The 6,846-nt window shown below is 32.4% G+C and carries 6 protein-coding genes; 3 read left to right on the forward strand and 3 right to left on the reverse strand.

Annotated features, from left to right (window positions below; all coding sequences use genetic code 11):
• Nucleotides 1-35 precede the first annotated feature (35 nt).
• The gene (locus ABJI11_RS02360) at nucleotides 36-935 is read right to left on the reverse strand and encodes a hypothetical protein (protein WP_348349065.1); all 900 of its coding nucleotides are present in this window, start codon (nucleotides 933-935) and stop codon (nucleotides 36-38) included.
• A gap of 40 nt (nucleotides 936-975) precedes the next feature.
• Between ABJI11_RS02360 and ABJI11_RS02365 the strand changes: the two genes are divergently transcribed.
• Entirely contained in the window at nucleotides 976-1,677 is a 702-nt protein-coding gene (locus ABJI11_RS02365; RefSeq protein WP_348349067.1) for a phosphoribosyltransferase family protein, read from the forward strand.
• Between the two features lie 51 nt (nucleotides 1,678-1,728).
• Nucleotides 1,729-3,345: an Ig-like domain-containing protein gene (locus ABJI11_RS02370; protein ID WP_348349069.1), complete on the forward strand. Its 1,617-nt coding sequence runs from the start codon at nucleotides 1,729-1,731 to the stop codon at nucleotides 3,343-3,345.
• Here the strand turns inward: ABJI11_RS02370 and ABJI11_RS02375 are convergent.
• Both ABJI11_RS02375 and ABJI11_RS02380 read right to left on the reverse strand, forming a co-directional pair.
• Nucleotides 3,329-4,117 carry a nitrilase family protein gene (locus ABJI11_RS02375; RefSeq protein ID WP_348349071.1) on the reverse strand — a complete coding sequence of 263 codons (789 nt, stop codon included), beginning with the start codon at nucleotides 4,115-4,117 and terminating at the stop codon, nucleotides 3,329-3,331. The genes ABJI11_RS02370 and ABJI11_RS02375 overlap by 17 nt on opposite strands.
• Before the next feature lie 4 nt (nucleotides 4,118-4,121).
• A complete protein-coding gene (locus tag ABJI11_RS02380) occupies nucleotides 4,122-4,586 on the reverse strand; it encodes an ankyrin repeat domain-containing protein (protein ID WP_348349073.1) in 465 nt (154 codons plus the stop codon).
• 123 nt (nucleotides 4,587-4,709) lie between these two features.
• On the opposite strand from ABJI11_RS02380, the gene ABJI11_RS02385 reads away from it, so the two are divergent.
• Nucleotides 4,710-6,846, forward strand: a 2,137-nt coding sequence (locus ABJI11_RS02385) for a PAS domain S-box protein (RefSeq protein ID WP_348349075.1), incomplete at its 3' end; no start/stop codon positions are given.

The raw sequence follows: 6,846 nt of genomic DNA on the forward strand, positions 1-6,846 counted from the left end.
GGCAAAAATAGAACAATACCCTAAAAAAATAATAATTATTTTAATTCAAATTCAGAAGAAGTAATCAATCGCTCATCTTCAAACACATTTAATGTATAATTACCTTCCATTAATGAACCTTCCGGTATGGTAATAGACTCGCACAAAAACTGGTCTAGCCCAGTAAAAACAAACGCTACCCTTTTGCTATAAATATTACCGTTTACAGTAATGGTATTCGCATTATCTTCAACAATTTGTTTGTTGGGATCCAAAAATTGTAAATAAATTACTTTTTCTCTATTAGTCTCGCTTTCATCTGCCAAAACAGTAACACAACCTCTAAGTTTTTCAATTATTGAGGCTTTATTTGTTTTAGTAGGCTTTGTACCCCGAATTAACCTAAAACCACTACCCTCAGCATTAGCCATCTTCAAATAGCTTTTCGTTTTTAATTTCTTATTAAGCTCTAGGATTTTTCTTCTTTGTAAAGCTTCTGCTTCGGCCAAAGAATTACTATTTGCCCTTAGATTTTCAATTTGCTTACGAGATTCGTCATATTTATCCGTAAGTAACATATTGTTATAACGTAAGAAGTTGTTCTTTAAAAGTAAGCTATCATTCTTAGATTCTAGTCTGCGTAACTCTGTCTTGAACTCTCTTAACTTTTGAACCGTAAAATTCAAACGTCCTACAGAATCTAAGAGTTCTTGCACTTTATATTTAGAATCTTGTAGTTCAATTTCGTTCATTTCGCTTTTTGCAGATAACCGGTCTACATCAGCTTTCATAATTGTCAAATCTCTTACCAAAATCTCTTTCTCTTGCTCCAAAAAGTCTATTTGAGCATTTGACTGGGCATAACTATAGTAGAACGCAATTAACAAGGCTAAAAGAACCGCAACAAATGCTGCTAGTATTATTTTATAATTGAATTTATTATCTTGACTGTCCATTTAAAAAGCGGGCTGTAGGTTGTTTAATCTGTAAAATTTGATGAAAAACAGGATTTCAAATATACTAAAGGATGTTACCAACATACTGTTACCCATATCATGTTTTGGATGTAATGCACGATTATATAGAGGAGAGGTGCTTCTCTGTACATCTTGCCGACATCAATTACCACTTACCGAGTATACCTTTAACGCTGAAAATGCAGTTGACCGTATTTTTTATGGTCGAATTAACATAAAAAAAGCAAATTCATTCTTATTCTTTACCGAAATTGGAATTGTAAAAAACTTAATACATTTTTTAAAATACAAGAACCAAGAAGGTATTGGACAGTTTCTAGGAGATTGGCATGGTCAAATAATAAAAGAGCAAGCTCATTTACCAAACATTGATTTTGTAATTCCAGTTCCTTTACATCGAAAAAAACTTAAAAAAAGAGGTTATAACCAGGTAGCGCTTTTTGCGAAACAAATTGCTTTGCATATTAACGCAGATTACAATGATGAAATTTTAGTAAAAACCGCTAATACAAAAACGCAAACCAAGAAAAATAGACTAAGTAGATGGTACGACAATAGATCTTTGTACGAAATCAAAAATGGAGAAATACTAGCCAACAAAACCATACTTTTGGTAGACGATGTAATCACTACAGGCGCTACTATGGAAATTTGCGCCAACACTTTCAAAGATATTGAAGGTATAGAGATTTATATTTCTAGCATGACCGTTGTTCCTTAGAATTAGATTTCTGTAAAATATGTTGTTACTTTGCGGTCGATAAATACATTAATGGGCAGAAAAATTCTAGGTTTAATATTTATTTTTATCATTGTATTGGTTTCTTACCAGTGCGCGCAAAGAGGCACACCTACAGGTGGACCTAAAGATATTACTCCACCAGAATTAATAAGAGCTGAGCCACCCAATTTAACAACTAATTTTAAAGGACAGAGAATTAGATTATATTTTAATGAATTGGTGAAGTTAAATGATATACAAAAACAACTTATCGTTTCTCCTCCTTTAAAAAATTCTCCAGTACTTTCCCCTATTGGCAATGCCAATAAATATGTAGAAATTACCATTAAAGACACCTTAGTGCCTAATACAACTTACACTTTTAATTTTGGTCAAGGTATTGTTGATAATAACGAGGAAAATCCTAATTCTTTTTTTACCTATGTTTTCTCCACCGGTGATTATATTGACTCACTAGAGCTTACAGGAATCGTAAAAGATGCTTTCAACAAAAAAGCAGATGATTTTATAAGCGTAATGCTTTATAAAATTGACAGTAGTTATAATGATTCTACAATTTACAAACGACCACCTAGCTATATTACAAATACACTAGATAGTGCAGTAATATTTAAGCTTAAAAATTTAAAAGAAGGCAAATACGCCCTATTCGGTATTAAAGATGCCTCTAGTAATAATTTATTTGATCAGAAAACAGATAAAATAGGATTTGTAGAAGATACTATTAGCTTACCAACAGATTCAATTTACCTTTTAAATCTTTTCAAAGAAGTACAAGATTACGGTGTAGCTGTGCCCAGCATGGAAGCAAGCAATAGAATAAGTTTTGGATATTACGGTAAAGGTGACAGTATTAAAATTGAAACTTTAACCCAAATACCTGATAGTGTTAAAACAAAGATTACAAAAGAAAGAGAAAAGGATACATTGAATTTTTGGTTTACACCTTACCAAATGGATTCCCTTTTATTTACAATTACCAACGAAAACTTAAAAATTCAAGACACATTTAAAGTGAAGAATAGGAAAGTTGGGTTTGACTCGTTGAAAATTTCTATGAGTCAAAATGGAAATATAGAAATGGATAAGCCCATCAACCTTTTAAGCAATACACCACTAGTAAGCTATGACAGTACCAAAATTAAATTAATGGATAAGGACTCTGTTGAAATAGCTTACAAGATAAACCTTGATACTTTAGAAAATTCATTGAATTTTGATTTTAAAATTGACCCGGACCAAAGCTATAGAATGGAATTAATACCAGGTGCAATAACAGATTTTTTTGAAACTTCTAATGACTCAGTAGCTTATTCATTTAAAACTAAAAGTCTAGCGGATTATGGTAATCTTACTTTAAATGTAAATGGCAGTAATATTGTATATCCTATAATTGTTCAGTTAACCAATGAAAAGGGCGATTTACAACGTGAAATCTATTCTACAGAATCGCAATCATATGTCTTTGATAATCTAGACCCTGGCAAATACCAAGCACGTGTTATTTTTGACACGAATGGAAACGGCAAATGGGATACTGGTAGTTTTCTAGATAAAAAACAACCCGAAAAAATTAGTTACTACCCAAATTTGATTGAATTACGAGCTAATTGGGAAAAAATAGAAGCATTTAATTTAATAGACTAAACTCATCACTATCATCTAAAAAACGGAGTTTATCTCTAACAACATCAATTTCGTTTTTAAAAACTTCAACTATTGATGTTTCTTCTTTTTCAGAAAGTACTACTAACTTTCCTAAAGGATCATATACACTTGAGTGCCCAGGATATTTATGTCCAACCTCATCTTCACCTATACGATTTACCCCAATGCAATATACCATATTCTCAATAGCCCTTGCTTTTAAAAGAGCATCCCAAGCATTAACTCTTGGTGTTGGCCAATTTGCCATATACATTAATACGTCAAAATTTTCTGTATTTCTACTCCATACAGGAAAACGAAGATCATAACACACTAAAGGACATATAGAAAAACCTTTATAAAGCAATATTAACCTATCTGTACCTGCGGTATATTCTCTATCTTCACCTGCCAAGGTGAATGTATGACGCTTATCATAACTTTGGCAGTCACCGGTTGGTTCCACAAAAAAGAGCCTATTGTAATACTTGCCATCTTCATGAAATACAATACTACCTACAATAGCGCTATTATGAGTAGATGCCATTTTTTTCATCCAAGCCAGGGTAATCAACCCTTCATTTTTGTCAATATTACTAGGGGACATTGTAAAGCCTGTCGTAAACATTTCCGGCAAAACAATAATATCTACAGATTCGCCAATTCGTTCAATTTTATTAGCGAACATTTCTCTATTAGCCAATGGGTTTTCCCAATGTAAAGTAGATTGAATCAAGGCAATCTTAAGACTGTTATTTAGACTCTCTTTCATTTCTCTATTCTAACATATCAATAAAAGCACTTAAACCCTGCGTTTTGGCATGATCCAATGCACTGTTGCCCCTATTATCCTTAATTGTTTTATCTGCACCGTTCGCAATTAACAATTTTGCAATCTCTAAACGGTTAAATTGCGCAGCATATATTAGGCAGGTTGCGCCCATTGCATTTCGTTCATCAAGCTTCGCCTTATTCTCAATCAACAACTTGGCTATATCAGTATATCCTTTAAAACAAACACCCATTAACGCTGTGTTTCCAGACGCATCTACCGCATCAATCTTTGCTCCATGTTCAAGCAGTAAAATTGCAATTTCCTTTTCATCATAATAAGTAGCCAAAATTAATGGAGTAGAACCTCTGACATCTTTACTATTTACAAGCACAGGATTTTTCTCTAACATTGACTTCACCTCGTTAAAACTACCTTCTCTAATTACTTTAAAAAAAAACTCGTTCATAGTATTGGAAATTTAAATATCTTTTTAAAACAATAGAAACTGACAAGACGTATTTTCTTACCGACTAACTATTTTTTCTTACTTTAAAGGAAATACGTACCTTTAATTTTAAATCAATAACTTTTGAAAACATTAGCCGTTGACTTTCTTTTAAAAAAGTCCCCCAATGCGATTGCTATCGTCGATACTAAGTTAAACTTTATTAGTTATTCTAACCAGTGGCAAGAAAAATTTAGTTTAAGTAAAACCGATAACGTCAATAAAAATTTATTTGACAACATAATAGAAACCCCCAACTTTTTTAAGAATGCCGTAAACCTTGGTATAGAAGGAAAAGAACATATTAATACTGGGCAAAAATTTATCTTGCCAGATGGTACTGTGCAATGGTTGAAATGGAAAATTATACCTTCTAAAATAGAGCATCACGGTTTTAACGGAGCTATCATATTTTTAGATGATATTACTGCTGAACAAAAAGAAATAGAATTACTACATAAAGCAGAAGAAGTTGCTAGAATCGGATGCTGGGAATTAGATTTACTGAATCATACTGTAAATTGGACAAAAACAACCAAAGACATTCACGAAGTAGATCAAGATTTTGTTCCGAATTTAGAAGAGGGAATAAATTTTTATAAGGAAGGAGTTCACCGAGATAAAATCACCTACCTAGTCAGCAATGCAATTGCCGAAGGAAAACCCTTTGATACCGAGCTCATAATTATCACTGCTAAAGGAAATGAATTATGGGTAAGCGCCAAAGGTGAAGTTGAAATACTCGATGGCAAAACAGTTAGGCTTATAGGTACATTTCAAGATATTGATGAGCGAAAAAAAATTGAATTAGCCCATCAAGAAATCTCTGAACGTTTAAAAATTACCACACAAACCGCACAAATTGGAACTTGGAATTACGATCTCATTGAAAATGAATTGGAGTGGGACAATGAAATGTACAGAATATTCAATGTAGATAAAAATCAATTTTCAGGCGCTTTTGAAGCTTGGTCATCTACAATACACCCAAATGACATAGAAAGAGCCTTAGAAGCAACTAATAATGCCATTAAGGGTATCAAAGATTTCGATGAAGAATTTAGAATAATTCATCAAAATGGAAAAATTAAACACATAAAAGGGCTATCTAAAACTATTAAAGATATTAATGGTAACGCCATTAAAATGACCGGGGCAAACTGGGATATTACAGCGCTACGTAGCACCGAAATTAAGTTAGCACAAAGCACCAAATCATTTGCCGAAACCTTTGAACATTCAGCAATTGGCATGGCACTAGTGAGTCCAAATCTTAAATGGCTAAAAGTAAATAAAAGCTTATGCAATAGTTTAGGTTATTCTGAAGATGACCTCCTAAAAATGAAAACTATTGATATTACGCATCCAGATGATTTAATAGATAGCCTTTCTTTTAAGGACAAAGTTATTGAACGCGCAAATGAAAATTTACAATTTCAAAAAAGATACTTTCATAAAAACGGTAATATTGTTCATGCCATTATTGGAGCAACTCCTGTAAAAGACGTCAACGGCAATGTAAGCCATGCAATAACTCAATTTCTAGATATTACTAAAAGAATTGAATCGCAGAAAAAATTAGAGGCATTAGTAGAGGTTACCAAAAGCCAGAATGAGAGCCTTACCAATTTCGCCCATATCGTTTCACACAATCTTCGATCGCATTCTACAAATATGACAATGCTTACTAAATTTTTAAACGAGGAAGAAGATGAAGATGAGATTAAAAACTTAAACAAAATGATAACCAGTGCCGCAGAAAGCTTATCTGAAACAATAACACATTTAAACGACGTAGTTCAAGTTAAAACCGGCGCTCTTGAAAAGTTACAAAGTATTAGCATTCTTACTACTGTCAATCATATTGCCAAAAGCATAAACGGTTTACTTGAAGAACAAAATGCAAGTTTAGAAATTAATATTTCAAAAACTCATTTCGTTAGTGCCGTACCTGCATACTTAGAAAGTATATTCTTAAATATTCTTACCAATGCCTTAAAATATAGTTCACCCAAAAGAACACCCGTTATTAAAATAAAATCTAAAATTAAGAAGGATAAAATTTTAATTTCCTTCACTGATAATGGTCAAGGTATAGATTTAAATAAACATGGCGATAAAATTTTTGGCATGTATAAAACTTTCCATAAGCATAAAGATGCAAAAGGAATAGGTCTATTTATAACCAAAAATCAAATAGAATCAATGAATGGTTCTATCC

The sequence above is a fragment of the Maribacter sp. genome, assembly GCF_039968975.1.
Lineage (GTDB): Bacteria > Bacteroidota > Bacteroidia > Flavobacteriales > Flavobacteriaceae > Maribacter.